This is a genomic window from Mesorhizobium sp. M0678, from assembly GCF_040320505.1.
Taxonomy (GTDB): Bacteria; Pseudomonadota; Alphaproteobacteria; order Rhizobiales; family Rhizobiaceae; genus Mesorhizobium.
In genome coordinates, this window is the sequence record NZ_JAMYPT010000002.1 from 495,273 (window position 1) to 512,333 (window position 17,061).

15 protein-coding genes and 1 pseudogene are annotated in these 17,061 nt (G+C 61.9%); 9 read left to right on the plus strand and 7 right to left on the minus strand.

Annotation, left to right across the window (positions count from 1 at the left end):
- Positions 1 to 63 precede the first annotated feature (63 nt).
- Both NKI29_RS05760 and chrA read left to right on the plus strand, forming a co-directional pair.
- The gene (locus tag NKI29_RS05760; protein ID WP_023676812.1) at positions 64 to 903 is read left to right on the plus strand and encodes a chromate resistance protein ChrB domain-containing protein; all 840 of its coding nucleotides are present in this window, start codon (positions 64 to 66) and stop codon (positions 901 to 903) included.
- Positions 900 to 2,288, plus strand: coding sequence for a chromate efflux transporter (gene chrA / locus NKI29_RS05765; protein ID WP_023676813.1), 1,389 nt, complete (start codon positions 900 to 902; stop codon positions 2,286 to 2,288). The genes NKI29_RS05760 and chrA overlap by 4 nt, the downstream gene beginning before the upstream one ends.
- Positions 2,289 to 2,292: 4 nt before the next feature.
- On the opposite strand, the gene NKI29_RS05770 is transcribed toward chrA, so the two are convergent.
- Entirely contained in the window at positions 2,293 to 3,882 is a 1,590-nt protein-coding gene (locus NKI29_RS05770) for a trimethylamine methyltransferase family protein (RefSeq protein ID WP_023676814.1), read from the minus strand.
- Between the two features lie 194 nt (positions 3,883 to 4,076).
- Entirely contained in the window at positions 4,077 to 5,570 is a 1,494-nt protein-coding gene (gene pdxR, locus NKI29_RS05775; RefSeq protein ID WP_023676815.1) for a MocR-like pyridoxine biosynthesis transcription factor PdxR, read from the minus strand.
- A gap of 254 nt (positions 5,571 to 5,824) precedes the next feature.
- Here pdxR and pgi point away from each other — a divergent pair, with 254 nt between their 5' ends.
- Positions 5,825 to 7,468, plus strand: a complete 1,644-nt coding sequence (gene pgi / locus NKI29_RS05780) for a glucose-6-phosphate isomerase (protein WP_352577480.1) — start codon at positions 5,825 to 5,827, stop codon at positions 7,466 to 7,468.
- A 5-nt stretch (positions 7,469 to 7,473) separates the two neighbouring features.
- Positions 7,474 to 8,196 (plus strand): HAD family hydrolase, encoded by a 723-nt coding sequence (locus tag NKI29_RS05785; RefSeq protein WP_352577481.1) that lies wholly within the window; start codon positions 7,474 to 7,476, stop codon positions 8,194 to 8,196.
- Positions 8,197 to 8,239: 43 nt separating this feature from the next.
- On the opposite strand, the gene NKI29_RS05790 is transcribed toward NKI29_RS05785, so the two are convergent.
- Complete coding sequence (locus NKI29_RS05790) at positions 8,240 to 9,247, minus strand: hypothetical protein (protein ID WP_352703331.1); 1,008 nt, start codon at positions 9,245 to 9,247, stop codon at positions 8,240 to 8,242.
- Positions 9,248 to 9,500: 253 nt separating this feature from the next.
- Here NKI29_RS05790 and NKI29_RS05795 point away from each other — a divergent pair.
- Positions 9,501 to 9,713 (plus strand): annotated as a pseudogene (locus tag NKI29_RS05795) (HAD family hydrolase); the annotation flags it as partial.
- Positions 9,714 to 9,837: 124 nt separating this feature from the next.
- Positions 9,838 to 10,263 (plus strand): hypothetical protein, encoded by a 426-nt coding sequence (locus tag NKI29_RS05800; protein WP_352795655.1) that lies wholly within the window; start codon positions 9,838 to 9,840, stop codon positions 10,261 to 10,263.
- A 64-nt stretch (positions 10,264 to 10,327) separates the two neighbouring features.
- On the opposite strand, the gene NKI29_RS05805 is transcribed toward NKI29_RS05800, so the two are convergent.
- From NKI29_RS05805 to NKI29_RS05820, 4 genes are all read right to left on the minus strand, one after another.
- Positions 10,328 to 10,963, minus strand: a complete 636-nt coding sequence (locus NKI29_RS05805; protein ID WP_352577485.1) for a class I SAM-dependent methyltransferase — start codon at positions 10,961 to 10,963, stop codon at positions 10,328 to 10,330.
- A gap of 85 nt (positions 10,964 to 11,048) precedes the next feature.
- Positions 11,049 to 12,794 (minus strand): long-chain fatty acid--CoA ligase, encoded by a 1,746-nt coding sequence (locus NKI29_RS05810; protein WP_352577486.1) that lies wholly within the window; start codon positions 12,792 to 12,794, stop codon positions 11,049 to 11,051.
- Between the two features lie 61 nt (positions 12,795 to 12,855).
- Entirely contained in the window at positions 12,856 to 13,074 is a 219-nt protein-coding gene (locus NKI29_RS05815; protein WP_352577487.1) for a hypothetical protein, read from the minus strand.
- A 126-nt stretch (positions 13,075 to 13,200) separates the two neighbouring features.
- On the minus strand, positions 13,201 to 13,470 hold the full coding sequence (locus NKI29_RS05820) for a hypothetical protein (protein ID WP_352570256.1): 270 nt from the start codon (positions 13,468 to 13,470) through the stop codon (positions 13,201 to 13,203).
- Positions 13,471 to 13,483: 13 nt separating this feature from the next.
- On the opposite strand from NKI29_RS05820, the gene NKI29_RS05825 reads away from it, so the two are divergent.
- Genes NKI29_RS05825 through NKI29_RS05835 form a run of 3 tightly spaced genes read left to right on the plus strand, consistent with a single transcriptional unit; the run spans position 13,484 to position 17,061 of the window.
- The gene (locus tag NKI29_RS05825; protein WP_023676821.1) at positions 13,484 to 15,076 is read left to right on the plus strand and encodes an ABC transporter substrate-binding protein; all 1,593 of its coding nucleotides are present in this window, start codon (positions 13,484 to 13,486) and stop codon (positions 15,074 to 15,076) included.
- 58 nt (positions 15,077 to 15,134) lie between these two features.
- On the plus strand, positions 15,135 to 16,142 hold the full coding sequence (locus NKI29_RS05830) for an ABC transporter permease subunit (RefSeq protein WP_023676822.1): 1,008 nt from the start codon (positions 15,135 to 15,137) through the stop codon (positions 16,140 to 16,142).
- Between the two features lies 1 nt (position 16,143).
- Positions 16,144 to 17,061, plus strand: a complete 918-nt coding sequence (locus NKI29_RS05835) for an ABC transporter permease subunit (protein ID WP_023676823.1) — start codon at positions 16,144 to 16,146, stop codon at positions 17,059 to 17,061.

Here is a 17,061-nt window from a genome sequence, read left to right on the forward strand (position 1 = left end):
CGACCCCGTGAGGCGTCAGCCCAATGTTCGCGTCCAAGCTTCTCTTTCAAGGAGGTGGACGCCATGCCGTCGACAACAACCATCACCGTACCGCAACTGTCCCGTCTGATTGGGCTGCCGGGTGCACCCGCGATCATCGACGTCCGCATCGACGATGACTACAACGCCGATCCGCGCCTGCTGCCGGGGTCGGATCGTCGTGATTTCAGGAGTGTCTCGAACTGGGCTGCCGACTTCGTCGGCAGGCAAGTGACAGTCGTCTGCCAACAGGGAAAAAAGCTCTCGCAAGGCGTGGCCGCATGGCTACGGCAGGAGGGCGTTGCCGCCGAATCGCTCGATGGCGGGTTTGAAGCATGGCGCGATGCCAAGGGCCTTCTCGTTCACGCCGATAAGATACCGCCCGCCGATGCCAAGGGCCGCACCGTTTGGGTCACGCGTACGCGCCCGAAGGTCGATCGCATCGCCTGCCCCTGGCTGATCCGGCGCTTCATCGATCCTCACGCGGTCTTTCTCTTCGTCGAGCCGGCCGAAGTGGCGGCCGTCGCCGATCGCTTTCAGGCCATCCCTTTCGACATCGAGAACGTGTTCTGGAGCCACCGCGGCGAACGCTGCACCTTCGACACCATGATCGAGGAGTTCGGGCTCAAATCCGAAGCGCTCGATCGCCTGGCCACGATCATACGCGCTGCCGATACTGCGAGCCTCGATCTTGTTCCACAGGCGGCCGGGTTCCTGGCCGCCTCGCTTGGCCTGTCACGGATGTTTCGCGACGATCTGGAGCAGCTCGAGGCCGGCATGCTGCTTTACGATGCGTTCTTCCGCTGGTGCCGCGATGCCACCGAGGAGACGCATAACTGGCCGGTCGCCGGCGCAGTCAGTCTCGGCGCAGGCAAACCATCGTGAGCGCCGTCTTTTCGAAAAAGCCGGCGGAGATCCAGGAGCCCGCTGTGCCGAGCTTCCGGCAGGCCGTGAAGGTCTGGGCGAAAATCGGCGTGCTCAGCTTTGGCGGCCCGGCCGGGCAGATCGCGCTCATGCACAAGGAACTGGTCGAGGAACGGCGCTGGATCGGGGAACAGCGCTTTCTGCATGCGTTGAACTACTGCATGCTGCTGCCCGGCCCCGAGGCTCAGCAGCTTGCCATCTATATCGGCTGGCTGCTGCACAAAACAGTCGGCGGCCTTGTTGCCGGCATTCTCTTCGTTGTGCCGGGCGCGCTTGTTATGCTCGTCTTGAGCAGCCTCTATGCGCTCTACGGCGACATACCCTTCGTCGAGGCGCTGTTTTTCGGGGTCAAAGCGACGGTGCTCGCCATTGTCATCGAGGCGGTGATCCGGATCGGGCGACGTGCGCTGAAGAACCGGATCATGGTGTCGATCGCACTCGCCGCCTTCATCGCCATCTACGCGCTAAACGTGCCGTTCCCGCTGATCGTCCTGCTTGCCGGCCTGACAGGCTGGATCGGCAACCGCATTGCACCGGCATTTTTTTCCGGCACATCGCAGGGCAAAGGCGATGTTCCCGACATTAAGGGCGCGGTCGATCTGATGTTCGAGCGCGGCGAACTGACCCACGTCAAGCCGACGCGATGGCATGCGCCGCGCATTTTGGCGATCTGGCTGCCGATCTGGCTCGGGCCTGTTCTGCTGATCTGGGCTTTCACCGGCTCGGCCAGCGTGTGGACACAAATCGGTGGGTTCTTCAGTCTCATGGCGGTCGTCACCTTTGGTGGCGCCTATGCCGTGCTTGCCTATGTCGCGCAGGCAGCGGTCGAGTCCTTCGGCTGGCTCGCACCCGGTGAAATGGTCGACGGCCTTGGGCTGGCCGAAACCACGCCGGGCCCGCTGATCCTGGTCTTGCAGTTCGTCGGTTACATTGCCGCCTTCCGCCACTCCGGCGCGCTCGCCCCGCTGCTTGCCGGCGCGCTTGGGGCACTGCTCACACTGTGGGTGACGTTTACGCCGTGCTTCTTGTGGATATTCCTCGGCGCGCCCTACATCGAAGCGCTGCGCGGCAACAGGGCGCTGTCGGCGGCGCTCGGCGCGATCACCGCTGCGGTCGTCGGCGTCATCATGAACCTCGCGCTTTGGTTCGGCTTACACGTCATCTTCGGCGAAGTGCGCAATGTCGGGCTTGGAATGGACGTGCCGGTGCTTTCATCGATAGACTGGCGCGCGGCGCTGCTTTCCTGTGCCGCCATGATCGCCATTCTGAAGCTGAAAATCGGCATGCTGCCGACGCTTGCCGGATCGGCGCTGGCCGGTGTGTTGTTGCTGGCGGTGAGCGGGTAGAGCCTCAACCGCCCATGCCGCTGCGCGGCAGCTTGATCATATCGCCGAAGCGGGCGCGCAATTTGTCGTCGACCGGCTTTGGCACATGGCGCGGGAAGCGTTCGGCAAGCACGCGTTTCTTCTCGATGATCGCCCGCTGCAGGATATCGGGCCTGCCTTTCTCATTCCATTCCTTCGGCGAAAAGCGGTCGCCGACGGCCGGATAGAAATATTCGGTCTGCATCAGCCGCAGCGTCTGCTCGTTGCCGAGATAATGGCCCGGGCCCTTCAGGCAGACATCGGCAATCGTGTCGATCGACAGCGACTCGTCCGTCACTTCGATGCCGCGCACGCAGCGCAGGCAGTGGCCGAGCATGTCGTTGTCGATGATCAGGCTCTCAAGGCAAAAGCCGAGCAGCGAGGCGTGCATGCCGGCCGATTCGTAAACCAGGTTGAGGCCGGCAAGACCGGCCATCACGTCGGTTATGCCCTTTTCGTAGCCGGACTGAATATCAGGCAGTTTCGAATCTGTCATGCCGGCGGCCGAACCGCCCGGCAGGTCGTAAAATTGCGCCATCTGCGCGCAGGCCGCGGTCAGCACCGCCTGCTCGGCCGAACCGCCCGACATGGCGCCGGTCCGGAGATCCGAGACAAACGGCCAGGTACCGAAAATCGCCGGATGGCCTGGCTTGATGGCGTTGACGTAGATGAGGCCGACGAGGACTTCGGCGACCGCCTGCACCACGGCGCCGGCAATCGCCGCCGGTGCCGTCGCACCCGCCTGTCCTGCCGACAGCAGCAGGATCGGAATGCCGCCCTCGACGCAGGCTTCGAGAACGCCACAGGCGTCCTCGGCAAACTTCATCGGCGGCACGACGAAGCAGTTCGAATTGGAGACGAAAGGCCGCGCGCGAAAATTCTCTTCGCCGCCCGCGATCGCATAGAGCATGTCGAGCGCCGGCTTGACGTTCTCACGCACGGTAAACGAGGTGCCGACATGCTTCGACGTGCCCATGACGCAGGCGTAGAGCGTGTTGAAATCCATATCGAGCGGGTCGGGAATGTCGCGCGGCACCATCGGCCGCTGGAAGAAATGGATGTTGTCGAGCCCTTCGACCAGGCGCGCGGCATCGTAAATGTCCTGCAGCAGCGACTCGCGATACTCACGCTTTTCGACATCGACAAGATGCACCGCAGCACCGGCCGTGCCGTAGTGCACACGCTTGCCCTGGATCACCATGTCGTGCTTCGGATCCTGGCCGTGGAGGGTGAAATGCCGCGCCGCGTTCTTGATGGTGTCGAGCACAAGGCCGCGAGGAAAGCGCAGGCGGCCGTCCTCACTGAAGGTCGCGCCGGCTTTGGTCAGCGCCTCGATGCAGGAGGGGATGGCGTTGGCGAAGCCGACCGTCTCCAGAAGGGTAAGCACGGCCTCGTGGATACGTTCGCAATCGCTGCCGCTGAGCGGGCTGTAGCTTCCGCCTTCGAGGCCGGCACGCACCGGCTTGACGTCGTCGGCAAGCGGTGCCGCCCGCATGGCGCGGCGCGCCTCGCGCCCGCCGGACCGCCGCGAACGCTGGTCTGCGGACACGTCCTGCTTCTCATGGGCCATTGGCATGAAGGCACTCCAACTTTAGCTGCGGAGCGGGCGCGGCGGTTGGTCCACCATCGGCCTGCTTCGTCCCCTCTATGCAGCGACTATGCCGCCGGCATTGGCACAGCCTATGTGCCAGCCGGTCCCGTCGCATATGCCAAGGAGCTAAAGAACCGGAGCCGCACTACATGCGCCAGGCTCCGGTCGGGGAAGGGAGATCAGGCCGCTGCCGGCCTGCGTCCAGCTGCCGTCGCCAGTTCGCGGATGCCGGGTTCGATGTGCTGCAACGCGATCGAGGAAATGCCCAAGCGCATGAAACGCGATGGCTTTTCGGTACGGTCGAAGAAGCGGTCGCCAGGCTCGATGATGACGCTGCGCGAGGCCGCGGCCTCCGCCAGCCCGCGCGAATCGGTGCCGCGCGGCCCCTCGAGCCAGAGCGACGTGCCGCCGGCCGAATCGGTCGAGCGCCACTCCGGCAGGAAGGCGGAAATCGCATGGACCAGACGCTTGCGCCTCTCGTCGAAGGCGCTCGACAGCCGCCGCACCAGCGCCTCGTGATGGCCGAGCGACAGGAACAATGCGACGGCGCGCTGGTTGTTCGCCGGCGGATGGCGCAGCATGAAGCGGCGTAGCGCCCGAAGCTCGGAGATCAGCCCGGCCGAGGCGACGATGTAGCCGAGCCTGAGGCCGGGAGCCAGCGTCTTCGACATCGAGCCGACATAGACGACCCGGCCGGAGCGATCGAGGCTCTTCAGCGCCTGCTGCGGCGCCTCGTCCAGGAGCTGGCTGTCATATCCGTCCTCGATGATGATCTGGTTGTGCCGGTTGGCGCGCGCCAAAAGCTCCTGCCGCCGCTCTGCCGACAGCGGCACCATGGTCGGGCAATGGTGGCTGGGCGTGACGAAGACGAAGCCGGAATCATTGGGAATGGCCGAGGTTACGATGCCGGAGTGGTCGACCGGAACCGGCTGGATCTCGGCGCCGGCCAGCCGGAAGATCGAACGTGCATCGGGATAGCCCGGGTCCTCCATCGCCACCTTGGAGCCCTTGGTCATCAACAGCGTCGCCAGCATGTAAAGCGCGTTCTGCGCGCCCAACGTCACGATGATCTCGTCCGGATTGGCGAAGATGCCGCGTCGCGGCAGCAGCCGTGCCTGGATCTGCTCGATCAGGAGCGGATCGTCGCGATCGACCATGTCGGATGCCCAGTTGCGGATTTCGAGCACCGCCAACGCCATGCGGTTGCACTCGCGCCATTCGGCGGTCGGGAACAGCGCCGGGTCGAATTGGCCATAGACGAAGGGGTATGACGACTTGATCCAGTTGTCGTGCTTGGCCGGCGGCGGCATGTCGCTCGCCGCGATCTGCCGACGCGCCTTCCAGTCGATCTCGTTGGCCTGGTCGGGCGCCTTCTGATGCGGCTTGGCCGGCGTCGCCAGCACTTCGGGATTGACGAAATGGCCGCGGCGCTCGCGCGCCACCAGGAAGCCCTGATCGACCAACTGCTGGAAGGCCAGCACCACGGTGCCGCGCGCCACGCCGAGTTTTTCGGCAAGAATCCGGCAGGACGGAAGCGGCATGGAAGCCGCGATCTGCCGGTCGAGGATGGCGGCGACGATCGCCTGGCGGATCTGCGCCTGCAGGGTCTGACCGGATTCCGCCGAAATCCGGAACAGGCCGGACCATATGGCCGTGTCGTTTCGCTGTGGCATGGGAGATGTTCCTCGATGGCCAGCTTTTTCACTTGGCTGGACCAGTCGAATGTACCGGTGGCACAAGGTGTTGCGCCAATCAATTTTTCTGATCGCTGGGATTTATGCCAGTGATCCTTTGAGCCGGCCCACGCTGCGCTGCGGCATCGCTGCGCATTGAAACAGATGGAATTCGACCCGATAGTTTGCCGCGACGACACGCGCCGGAAACATCCGGCCTGATAAGATGCATCTCAAGAGACCGGAGCGAAGCAGTGGATCAATCGTCCTTTCAAAAGCAGCTCGACGCATTGCGCGATCACCGTGCGGCCAAATCGGGCTCGATGCGCGAGGCTTTCGCTGCCGATCCGCAGCGCTTCGAGAAATTCTCCGCCAGTGACGGCGACCTGCTGCTCGACTGGTCGAAATGCGCGGTCGATGCGCGGACTATGGAGTTGCTGGAGAAACTGGCTGAGGCCGCTGACCTCGAAGGCCGGCGCGACGCGATGTTTGCCGGCAAGAAGATCAACGTCACTGAAGGCCGTGCCGTGCTGCACACGGCGCTGCGCAACCTGACCGGCAAGGGCATCGTGCTCGACGGCCAGGACGTGAAGGCGGACGTCCTTGCCGTACTCGACGCGATGGGTGCCTTCGCCGACGCGGTGCGTTCCGGCAAGGCGGCCGGCGCGACCGGCAAGAAAATCACCGACATCGTCAACATCGGCATCGGCGGCTCCGATCTCGGCCCGGCCATGGCGACGCTGGCGCTGGCGCCCTATCATGACGGGCCGCGCGCGCATTACGTATCCAATATCGACGGTGCCCATATCCACGACACGCTGAAGGGTCTTTCCGCCGAAACCACCCTGTTCATCATCGCCTCCAAGACCTTCACCACGGTCGAGACGATGACCAATGCCGAAACCGCGCGCAGATGGGTCGAGAAGGCGCTCGGCAAGGAAGCGGTCGGCAAGCATTTCGCCGCCGTCTCGACGGCGCTCGACCTGGTCGCCAAATTCGGCATCGCGCCCGATCGCGTCTTCGGCTTCTGGGACTGGGTCGGCGGCCGCTATTCCGTCTGGGGTGCGATCGGTCTGCCAGTGATGATCGCCATCGGCCCGAAGGATTTTCGCGCCTTTCTCGACGGCGCCCATGAGATGGACGAGCATTTCCGCACCGCGCCGCTGGCGAAGAACCTGCCGGCGCTGATGGGGCTGATTGGCTGGTGGCACCGCGTGATCTGCAAATACCCCGCTCGCGCCGTCATCCCCTACGATCAGCGTCTGTCCAGGCTGCCGGCCTATCTGCAGCAGCTCGACATGGAATCGAACGGCAAGAGCGTCACCCTGGAAGGCGGCGCTGTAACGACGCCGACCGGCCCGCTGGTCTGGGGCGAGCCCGGCACCAATGGCCAGCATGCCTTCTTCCAACTTCTGCATCAGGGCACCGATTTCATTCCGGTCGAATTCCTTGCCGCTGCCGTCGGCCACGAGCCGGAACTGAAGCATCACCACGACCTTCTGCTTGCCAATTGCCTGGCGCAGTCGGAAGCCTTCATGAAGGGCCGCACGCTTGAGGAAGCCCGAGCGCAGATGCTGGCGAAAGGCATGAAGCCCGCCGATGTCGACAGGATTGCTCCGCACCGCGTCTTCTCCGGCGACCGCCCCTCGGTGACGATTCTCTACAGAAAGCTCGACCCGCATACATTCGGACGGCTGATTGCGCTTTACGAACACCGCGTCTTTGTCGAAGGCACGCTGTTCAACATCAACTCCTTCGACCAATGGGGCGTCGAACTCGGCAAGGAACTGGCGACCGGGCTGCTGCCCGTCGTTGAAGGCAAGGAGAACGCCGCAAAGCGGGATGCCTCGACTGCCGGACTGGTGGAATACATCCACCGCTTGCGCGGCCCGGAGTGAAAAGCTTGGCGGACATTAAGGGAATATTGTTCGACAAGGACGGCACGCTCGTGGATTTCAACGCGACATGGCTGGGCATCGCCGACTTCATGGCGATGGATGCGGCCGAAGGCGATCGGTGGAAAGCAGACAGGCTGCTTGCGGCGGCGGGCTTCGACTTCGCCACCAAGCGCTTCAAGCCGGATTCGATTTTTGCCTCCGGTACCAACATGGACGTCGTCGAGCTGTGGTTTCCACGGCTGTCCGACGAGGACCAGATGCTTGCCGTCGCCCGCTTCAACGCCATCACTTCGGCGCAAGGATCGGCAATGGCGGTGGCGCTGCCGGGTGTGGTCGAGACGCTTGGGCTGCTTCACAGAAAATCCTACCGGCTTGGCGTCGCCACCAACGACTCGACCAGCGGCGCGGAAAAAACCTTGGTCACGCTGGGCGTCGCGCAGCTTTTCGACGCCGCCTATGGTTACGATGCGGTGGCCAATCCAAAACCGGCGCCGGATACGATCCTTGCCTTCTCGGACCTGACAGGGCTCAGGCCGGCGGCGATCGCAATGGTCGGCGACAATCGCCACGATCTGGAAATGGCGCGCGCCGGCGGCTGTGGCCTGGCGATTGGCGTGCTGTCCGGCACCGGCACACGTGAATCGCTGTCGCAGATAGCCGACGTCATTCTGGATTCGGTGGCCGACCTGCCTGATTTTCTTTCGGCGCGAGTGACGGAGACAGCCTGACGGCCGAGGCCATCTCTTCCTTGCATAGGACTTCTTCCGGAGCCTAATCGACCATCAGATGGGTACAGTTGATGGTCGTATTCTCGATGGCCGTCAGTTTGGCCAGCAGGTCCAAGCGGATCATCTCGACAGTCCGGCTCGGTAGAACCCCTTCCACTGTCAGCTGAATATCATACCAGTCCTCGACATAGCGCACGGTGACGCCTTCGACGCAGAGGCGATAGACACGATGCTCGTCCGTGATTTCAGGCATCTTCGAGTGAGGCACGTCGGGCGTGTACAATGTTTCGAGCAAGTCTATTCGAGGATTGGGGCCGAGATGGCGAAGATGTTTGGCTCGAAAGCCGTCGCTGTCCTCTGGTCTGCCGCTGGCGCGATCTGAAAGGCGGCGGCGAAGCCAAAAGATATGATTTTGACAGCCATCATCTCGAACGAATGCAAATCGCGGCCAGAGCCGCCTGGTAAGGCGCTCCCAGCGGCCTGTATGGAGGTCCAGGCGCCAATCGTCGATGTTCTCGACCACTCCAGGCCATCGCGGCCCGATCAGGCGCCCGCCGCGAACCAGGAGTGCGCCACCATCTTCCACGAGTTCCGAAGAGTGCTTGTATATCCATGGCGGCGTTTCTCCGGTCGTATCGAAGCGGCCAACACCAAAGTTTGTTATGTCTAAAACGAGCACCTGGGCCTTGTGACCGCGAACATTCGGATAAGATAGGTTGCCTACTATAAATATTCGGTCGTCGACAAGATTTGCCGTATGAAAGTCGGTCGGTGGAAAAACCTCATCCGAGTAGCCCAAAATCTCGGTGCCGCTCCCAGGATGACTCACGATCACATCGTTGTAGATATAGAAATCTGCATCATAGTGATCTTCATACTCGCCGCCGATCCTGACAAGGCGGCCGTCTGGCAGCACCGTTTCAGTGCGCCCGTACCGGCTGAAGCTCCAGCACGGCCCGACATCCTTTGAAGGCGGGCCGTGGAACGCTTTGTTCAGGGAGTAACCGGTGAGACGGTGCTCAATTGCCCATACCCAGACAGGGTTGGTCATAGGTTCCGGATTGCCAGAACCTCGACTGGGCGAACGAAACTGTAAAAACAGGTCTTGGTCTATGTTCGCGGGCGGTATGATCAAGTTCAAGCGGGGCTAGCAAGGCTGCTACATCGAAGGACGAGCCGATACCCCATCGCTGGATTATAGCCTCCATAGAATCGTCTGCAAGGGGTCGAACTCAGTCATTCGAATGATTTGGTTTTGAGCCGATGTCAGCAATCTTTCGGTTCAAAGAAAACACGCCGCTCGGGATCTGGCGGGGCTCAGGCCCGCGGCAATCGCCATGGTCGGCGACAACCGTCACGATCTTGAAATGGCGCGGGCCGGCGGCTGCGGTCTGGCGGTCGGCGTGCTGTCCGGCACCGGCACACGTGAATCGCTGTCCCAGATAGCCGACGTCATTCTGGATTCGGTGGCCGACCTGCCTGATTTTCTTTCGGCACGAGTGACAGAGACGGCCTGACGGCCGAGGCCCGGGGGCAAAACGCAAATCACTTGGGCTTTTCCACAATGGCCGAGATGGGTGGAAGCGGACATTGCCGTTGGTATCGCGGATGGTCGGATAGCACTAGCCGTGGTAGAAGCGAGTGCACACGGATCAATGTTGTCTGCCTGATATGCTCCCCAACCTGTCGCGCTTTGTCGATATTGAAATGCTTAGGGATGGCGGCTCGCTCACAGCTACTTTTAATGACGATGACCATAACCACATACTTCTTTTGCAGATTGTCCACGAGGCGGATCAAAATAGCCAAGCATCCTATGCTCGCTACCATGATCCAGTATTGATCAACTGCAACATCAAACTGCGACCGCGCGCTTCTGCGGGGATGATCTACAGCGAACTGAGTGGCCCTCAAACTCCAATCACATGGGAGGAAGCGGGCGTACTGATTGGTATGGCGAGCCTGCCGGGCAATTCTCCGTCTTGGCGGTTGCAATGGCTTGCAATGATGAAGGAAGCGGTTGCCAATAAAGGTTCGGCTAAGCGCACTTCAGGTGAGCAACGCTAGCTACTGCTTGGTACGCAACGGGTCGAAGTCGGCCGTTCATAGCGATTTGATTTTGATCCTGGCGCTAGCGATCGTCCTGCTCGAAGGAAAAGACGCCGCTCGGCCTGGTCACACCCTTCGCGTCGCCGAAATCCGGCACTTGGTATTCGGCGAGCAGCCGAAGCCGGGACAGCGGCAGGTCCGTGCGGCGGGGGTCGCCGACCAGCACCTTGATGCCGGCTGCTAGGCAGCGGTCGAGGAATGGGATAACCCGTAGAGCAACCTCGCGACCGTAGAACACGTCGCCGGCAACCACGACGTCGACCCGTGGTGGCGGACCGGTGGTGATATCCTTGTCGACGATATTGATCGTGACACTATTGGCCGCGGCGTTGAGGCCGATCGCGGCAACGGCGTTGTGATCGATCTCGGCCGCGATCACCGCGCTTGCGCCGGCCTTCTCGGCGGCGATACCTACAAGGCCGGAGCCGGCGCCGAGGTCGAGTACGCGACGGCCGGCCACGGTCTCCGGCCGGTCGAATATGTAGCGGGCGAGCACCGCGCCGCCGGCCCAGACATAGGCCCAGTACGGTGGCTCCGGTTCAGGTCCGTCTTCTTCGGTCGCATGTTGGTTCCATTCGAGAAGCCGCCTGAGCCCGCTTCCCGGATGGGCGGTGTAAAGCCGAATTTCGGGAAGCGCGGGCACGGGGGCGATCCGCATGTTCGCCCGGATGAACTCTGCCGGGTCCGGGCGCGAACCTATACTCACGGCGTTGGCGCCGGCGATGCAATCGCTCAAGCTGCGCCTAGCCCCGCAACGCCCGTCGCAGGATCTTGCCGACCGGTGTCTTCGGCAGCTCGGTGCGGAACTCAATATACCTGGGACGCTTGTAGCCGGTCAGGTTCTCGCGGCAATAAGCCGTCAGCATGTCGGCGGTCAGTGCCGGGTCCTTCTTGACGACGAACAGCTTCGGCACTTCACCCGAATGCTCGTCCGGCACGCCGATCGCCGCCACTTCGAGTACGCCTGGATGCTGCGCCACCACTTCCTCGAGTTCGTTCGGATAGACGTTGAAGCCGGAAACCAGGATCATGTCCTTCTTGCGGTCGACGATCTTGGTGTAGCCAAGCTCGTCCATGAAGCCCATGTCGCCCGATTTGAAGAAGCCGTCCTCGGTCATCACCTTGGCGGTCTCGTCCGGCCGGTTCCAGTAGCCGGCCATCACCTGCGGTCCGCGGATGCAGATTTCGCCGACTTCGCCGAGCGGCAAATTGTTGCCGTCGTCGTCGCGGATGGCGATCTCGGTCGAGGGCAGCGGCAGGCCGATCGTGCCGGTGTAAACGCCGTCGCTGAATTTGTTGATGGTTGTCCCCGGCGAGGTCTCGGTGAGCCCGTAGGCCTCGCTGATCGGGCAGCCGGTCAGCGCCTTCCATCGTTCGGCGATGGCCCTCTGCACCGGCATGCCGCCACCCAGCGTCAGGATCAGCGGCTTGAAATCGAGCTTGCGAAAATCCTCATTATTGAGCAGCGCATTGAACAGCGTGTTGAGGCCCGGAAAGATGTGGATCGGGTATTTCTGCAGCTCCTTGACGAAGCCGGGAATGTCGCGCGGATTGGGGATGAGGACATTCTGCGCGCCTTGCTGCATGCCTACCAGCACGTTCGCCGTCAGCGCAAAAATGTGATAGAGCGGCAGCGCGCAGAGGAAGTTCAGATGCGCCGGCTTCGGCTTGACGGTAAAAGCGTCTTCGGCCCACAGCGCGTTCTGCGCGACGTTCGCCAAAATGTTGCTGTGCAAAAGCATCGCGCCCTTGGAGATGCCGGTCGTGCCGCCCGTGTATTGCAGGAAGGCGATGTCGTCGGCCGCGACCTTTGCGGGCCTGAAGGCCATGCCGGTGCCGGCCTTCAGCGCGGCGTTGAACTTGACATGGCCGGGCAGCGACCATGCCGGCACCATCTTCTTGATGCGGCGTACAACGAAGTTGACGATCGTTCCCTTGAGCCCGCCGAGCATGTCGCCCATCGAGGCGACCACTACATGCTTGACCGCGGTCCTGGCGATCACCGCCTGCAAGGTGCAGGCAAAATTTTCGAGGATGACAATGGCTTGAGCGCCGGAATCCTTGAGCTGGTGCTCCAGCTCGCGCGGCGTGTAGAGCGGATTGATGTTGACCACGACATAGCCGGCGCGAAGCACTGCCATAATCGCCACCGGATATTGCAGCACATTCGGCATCATCAGCGCGACGCGCGCGCCCTTCTGCAGCCCCGTTGATTGCAGATAGGCGCCGAAGGCGGCCGACTGTCGCTCGAGGTCGGCATAGGTGATCGATTTGCCCATGCAGACGAAGGCCGGCCGATTCGCAAACTGCTTGCACACGGCAACGAGAAAGTCGCCGATCGAGCTGGAGGGCAGGTCGCCAATCTCGGCCGGCACGATTTTTGGGTAACTCTGGAGCCACGGTTTTTCAGGCAGGCCAGCGGCCAGTGCGGTGATCGCCTTCGGTAATCTATTGGCCGGACCTGCCGGCGGTCGTGGCGCTGTCGGCACTGCCTTCGCCGCCGGCTTGGCGGCAGATTTTGCAGCAGGCGCAGTCTTGCCGGTTGCCGGTTTAGCAGCCGTTCCAGCCGTGGTCTTCGCCGCCGGCTTCGCGCTTGCCTTCGCGGTAGCCGTCGGCTTGGCGGCGGCCGCTTTTGACTTGACCGCTTTCGATGTTGCCTCGGCCTTTGCTTTCGCCGCGTTGGTTGTCTTTGCCGGTTTTGCCACCTGTCGCTCCCTCAATCGTTCTTATTGTTTCGGCATGCTTGCGCGCCACCACCGCCCTGATCAACAAAGATATCCCACGCTTGCCGCAATGTCCGGAACCTGGGAAAATCCGGCACGCTGCCCATCTATCTATGTATTGCCACAAGCGGCCGTGCAAGCCTCGCTACCTGGAGTGCGGTAAGACTTGCCGTCAAACCTCTTGGCCGGGACCGGTTTTCGGACGCGCATCGCTTGAACCGGACGGCTCGATTCCCCGATTGGCGGCATTACCGATCAACAAAAAATTGAAGTCGCTAATAATGTCGTGATCTGCGGATTCGGCTGGTTTTTTCCACAATTCGCCGCATGCCGGAATTTTTTTCTGCTTCCCGTGGGTTAGGCAAACAAGCAGTTCCAAAGCTAGAAAAACGGTGCTTATATGCGGCCTTCGCGAGCCTGACAGAGGGGCTTGGAAGAACATCAGGGAGTGCTCAATGAAAAAGAAACTGACTTTTGCAGCCGCGTTGCTGGCTGCAAGCGTCCTCGGCGGCGTGGCCAATGCAAAACAACTGGTCTATTGCTCGGAGGCATCGCCGGCCGGCTTCGACCCGTCGCCATGGAGCGGCGGCAACGACTTCGATGCCTCGTCGCGCACCATCTATTCGCGCCTGGTCGAGTTCGAGCATGGCAAGACCACCATCTCGCCCGGCCTGGCCGAGAGCTGGACGGTTTCCGATGACGGTCTCGAATACACCTTCAAGCTTCGCCCGGGTGTGAAATTCCAGACGACCGATTATTTCACGCCGACGCGCGACCTCAACGCCGACGACGTGATCTTTTCCTTCGAACGCCAGTGGAAGAAAGAAAGCCCGTGGTACAGCTATCTGGAAGGCACCGGCTGGGAATATTTCACCGGCATGGGCTTCCCCGATCTCCTGAAGGAAATCGTCAAGGTCGACGACCTGACGGTGAAATTCGTGCTGAACAAGCCTGAAGTCGCCTTCCTGCCGGACCTCGGCATGGATTTCGCCTCGATCGTTTCCAAGGAATATGCCGACCAGCTCGACAAGGCCGGCACCAGGCAGCAGTTCACCCAGAAGCCGGTCGGCACTGGTCCGTTCCAGTTCGTCGACTATCAGGTCGATGCGGTCGTGCGCTATGCAGCATGGGACGGCTACTATGGCGGCCGCCAGAAGATCGATGATCTGATCTTCGCCATCACGCCCGACCCCGCCGTGCGCGCGCAGAAGCTGAAGGCGGGCGAATGCGATATCATGTCATACCCGGCGCCGGCCGACATTGCCGGACTGCAGGCCGACGCGAACCTCAAGGTCGACGAGCAGGAAGGCCTGAACATCGGCTACATGGCTTACAACACGACGCAGCCGCCCTTCGACAAGGTCGAGGTCCGCAAGGCCCTCAACATGGCGGTAAACAAGAAGGCGATCATCGACGCGGTCTATCAGGGCGCCGGTGCGCCGGCCATCAACCCGATCCCGCCGACCATGTGGTCCTATAACAAGGACATCAAGGACGATCCCTATGATCCGGAGGCGGCCAAGAAGATGCTGGCCGATGCAGGCGTCAAGGATCTGTCGATGAAGATCTGGGCTATGCCGGTCAGCCGCCCCTACAACCCGAACGCCCAGCGCGTCGCCGAGTTGATCCAGGCCGATTATGCCGCCGTCGGGGTCAAGGCGGAGATCGTCAGTTACGAATGGACCGAGTATCGCCAGCGCGGCAAGGCTAAGGATCGCGACGGCGCCTTCCAACTGGGCTGGACCGGTGACAATGGCGATCCGGACAACTTCTTTTTCCTGCTCGGTTGCGATGCCATCGGCCAGTCCAATTATGCGATCTGGTGCAACCAGGAATTCGAAGCCCTGCTGAAAAAAGGCAAGGCAACGACGGACGTCGCCGAGCGCACCAAGATCTACGAGGAAGCTCAGGTGGTGTTCAAGCGTGAGGCTCCGTGGCTGACCATCGCCCACTCCAAGGTCTTCATGCCGATGAACAAGAAGGTGTCGGGCTTCGTTATGGACCCGCTCGGCATTCATCGGTTTGACGGCGTCGACGTCACCGAATAAGTCCTGAGAAATTGAACGGCGGCGCTGGACTTCCCGCGCCGCCGTTCTATGAAGCAAGATGCTCCGTTATCTCCTCCACAAGCTCGCTTTGATCATCCCGACCGTGTTCGGCATATCGCTGGCGGCGTTTGCTTTCGTCCGGCTTCTGCCCGGCGATCCTATCCTGGCCCTGGCGGGCGAGCGCGGCGTCAGCCCCGAGCGCTACGCCCAGCTCATCGAGCAGTTTGGCTACAACCGGCCCTATGTCATCCAATACCTGGAATATATCGGCAGGGTCCTGACCGGCGATTTCGGCATATCTATTGCCACCAAGCGGCCAGTGCTCGGCGAATTCCAGGCGCTGTTTCCAGCCACGCTGGAACTGGCGACAGTGGCGTTGATCATCGCCGTCCTGCTCGGCATTCCTGCCGGTATCTTCGCCGCGGTCAAGCGCGGCTCGTGGTTCGACCAGGCGACGATGGGTGTCGCGCTGACCGGCTATTCGATGCCGATCTTCTGGTGGGGGTTGCTGCTCATTATCTTCTTCTCCGGCTATCTCGGCTGGACGCCGGTTTCCGGCCGCATCGGCCTGCAGTATTTCTTCAGGCCGACGACCGGGTTCATGCTCATCGACAGTCTGATCTCCGGCAGGAGCGGCGCTTTCAAATCTGCCGTCAGCCATTTGATCCTGCCGTCGATCGTGCTGGCGACGATCCCGCTTGCCGTCATAGCGCGCCAGACGCGCTCGGCGATGCTCGAGGTGCTGGGCGAGGACTATGTCCGCACCGCGCGCGCCAAGGGCCTGGCGCCGCGCCGCGTCATTGGTCTGCACGCTTTTCGCAACGCGCTGATCCCGGTGGTCACCACCATTGGACTGCAGGTCGGCACCTTGATGGCGGGCGCCATTCTGACCGAGACCATTTTTTCCTGGCCGGGCATCGGCAAATGGATGATCGATGCCATCGGCAAGCGCGACTATGTCGTCGTCCAGAGCGGATTGCTGATCATCGCGCTGATCGTCATGGCGGTGAACCTGATCGTCGACGTGCTCTACGCCGTCATCAATCCGCGCATCCGGGTGCAGTGAGATGACCGACGAATCCGCCGCCGAAGCTACCGCCGCCTCCATCCCGACAGGCGGCAGGCAACGGGCTTTCGCCGAGTTCTGGCACTACTTCTCGATGAACACCGGCGCGGTCATCGGCCTTGTCGTGTTTTCGGCGCTGGTGCTGGTGGCGATCTTTGCGCCGTTCGTCGCCCCACATTCGCCCGACGAGCAGTTTCGCGATGCGCTGCTGGCACCCCCTGCCTGGCAGGAAGGCGGCAAATCGATGTTCCTGCTCGGCACCGACGCGGTCGGCCGCGACATGCTTTCACGGTTGATCTTCGGGGCGCGTTTCTCGCTGTTCATCGGCCTGGTGGTCGTTGTCTTCTCGCTCACCAGCGGCATCGTGCTTGGCGTGCTCGCCGGCTATTTCCGCGGCTGGGTCGACACGCTGATCATGCGCATCATGGATATCATCCTGGCCTTCCCGTCGCTGCTTCTGGCGCTGGTGCTGGTGGCGATCCTTGGCCCCGGCCTTTTCAATGCCATGCTGGCGATCGCGCTGGTGCTGCAGCCGCATTTTGCGCGCCTCACCCGCGCCGCCGTGATGGCCGAAAAGAACCGCGAATATGTCATCTCCGCCAAGGTGGCTGGTGCCGGTCATCTTCGCTTGATGGTGAGGACGATCCTGCCGAACTGCCTGGCACCGCTGATCGTGCAGGCGACGTTGTCCTTCTCCAACGCTATTCTCGAGGCTGCGGCGCTCGGCTTCCTCGGTGTCGGTGCGCAGCCGCCGACGCCGGAATGGGGCACGATGCTCGCCTCGGCGCGCGAGTTCATCCTGCGCGCGCCTTGGGTGGTGACCTTCCCCGGACTTGCCATCCTGATTACTGTGCTTGCAATCAATCTGATCGGCGACGGCCTGCGCGATGCCTTCGACCCCAAGCTGAAGAGGTCATAA

Coding starts and splice junctions, on each gene's coding strand:
- NKI29_RS05760 (WP_023676812.1), top strand. CDS start 64: ATGCCGTCGACAACAACCATCACCGTACCGCAACTGTCCCGTCTGATT.
- NKI29_RS05770 (WP_023676814.1), bottom strand. CDS start 3,882: ATGCCAATGGCCCATGAGAAGCAGGACGTGTCCGCAGACCAGCGTTCG.
- pdxR (WP_023676815.1), bottom strand. CDS start 5,570: ATGCCACAGCGAAACGACACGGCCATATGGTCCGGCCTGTTCCGGATT.
- NKI29_RS05790 (WP_352703331.1), bottom strand. CDS start 9,247: ATGACCAACCCTGTCTGGGTATGGGCAATTGAGCACCGTCTCACCGGT.
- NKI29_RS05805 (WP_352577485.1), bottom strand. CDS start 10,963: ATGCGGATCGCCCCCGTGCCCGCGCTTCCCGAAATTCGGCTTTACACC.
- NKI29_RS05820 (WP_352570256.1), bottom strand. CDS start 13,470: ATGTTCTTCCAAGCCCCTCTGTCAGGCTCGCGAAGGCCGCATATAAGC.
- NKI29_RS05825 (WP_023676821.1), top strand. CDS start 13,484: ATGAAAAAGAAACTGACTTTTGCAGCCGCGTTGCTGGCTGCAAGCGTC.
- NKI29_RS05830 (WP_023676822.1), top strand. CDS start 15,135: ATGCTCCGTTATCTCCTCCACAAGCTCGCTTTGATCATCCCGACCGTG.
- NKI29_RS05835 (WP_023676823.1), top strand. CDS start 16,144: ATGACCGACGAATCCGCCGCCGAAGCTACCGCCGCCTCCATCCCGACA.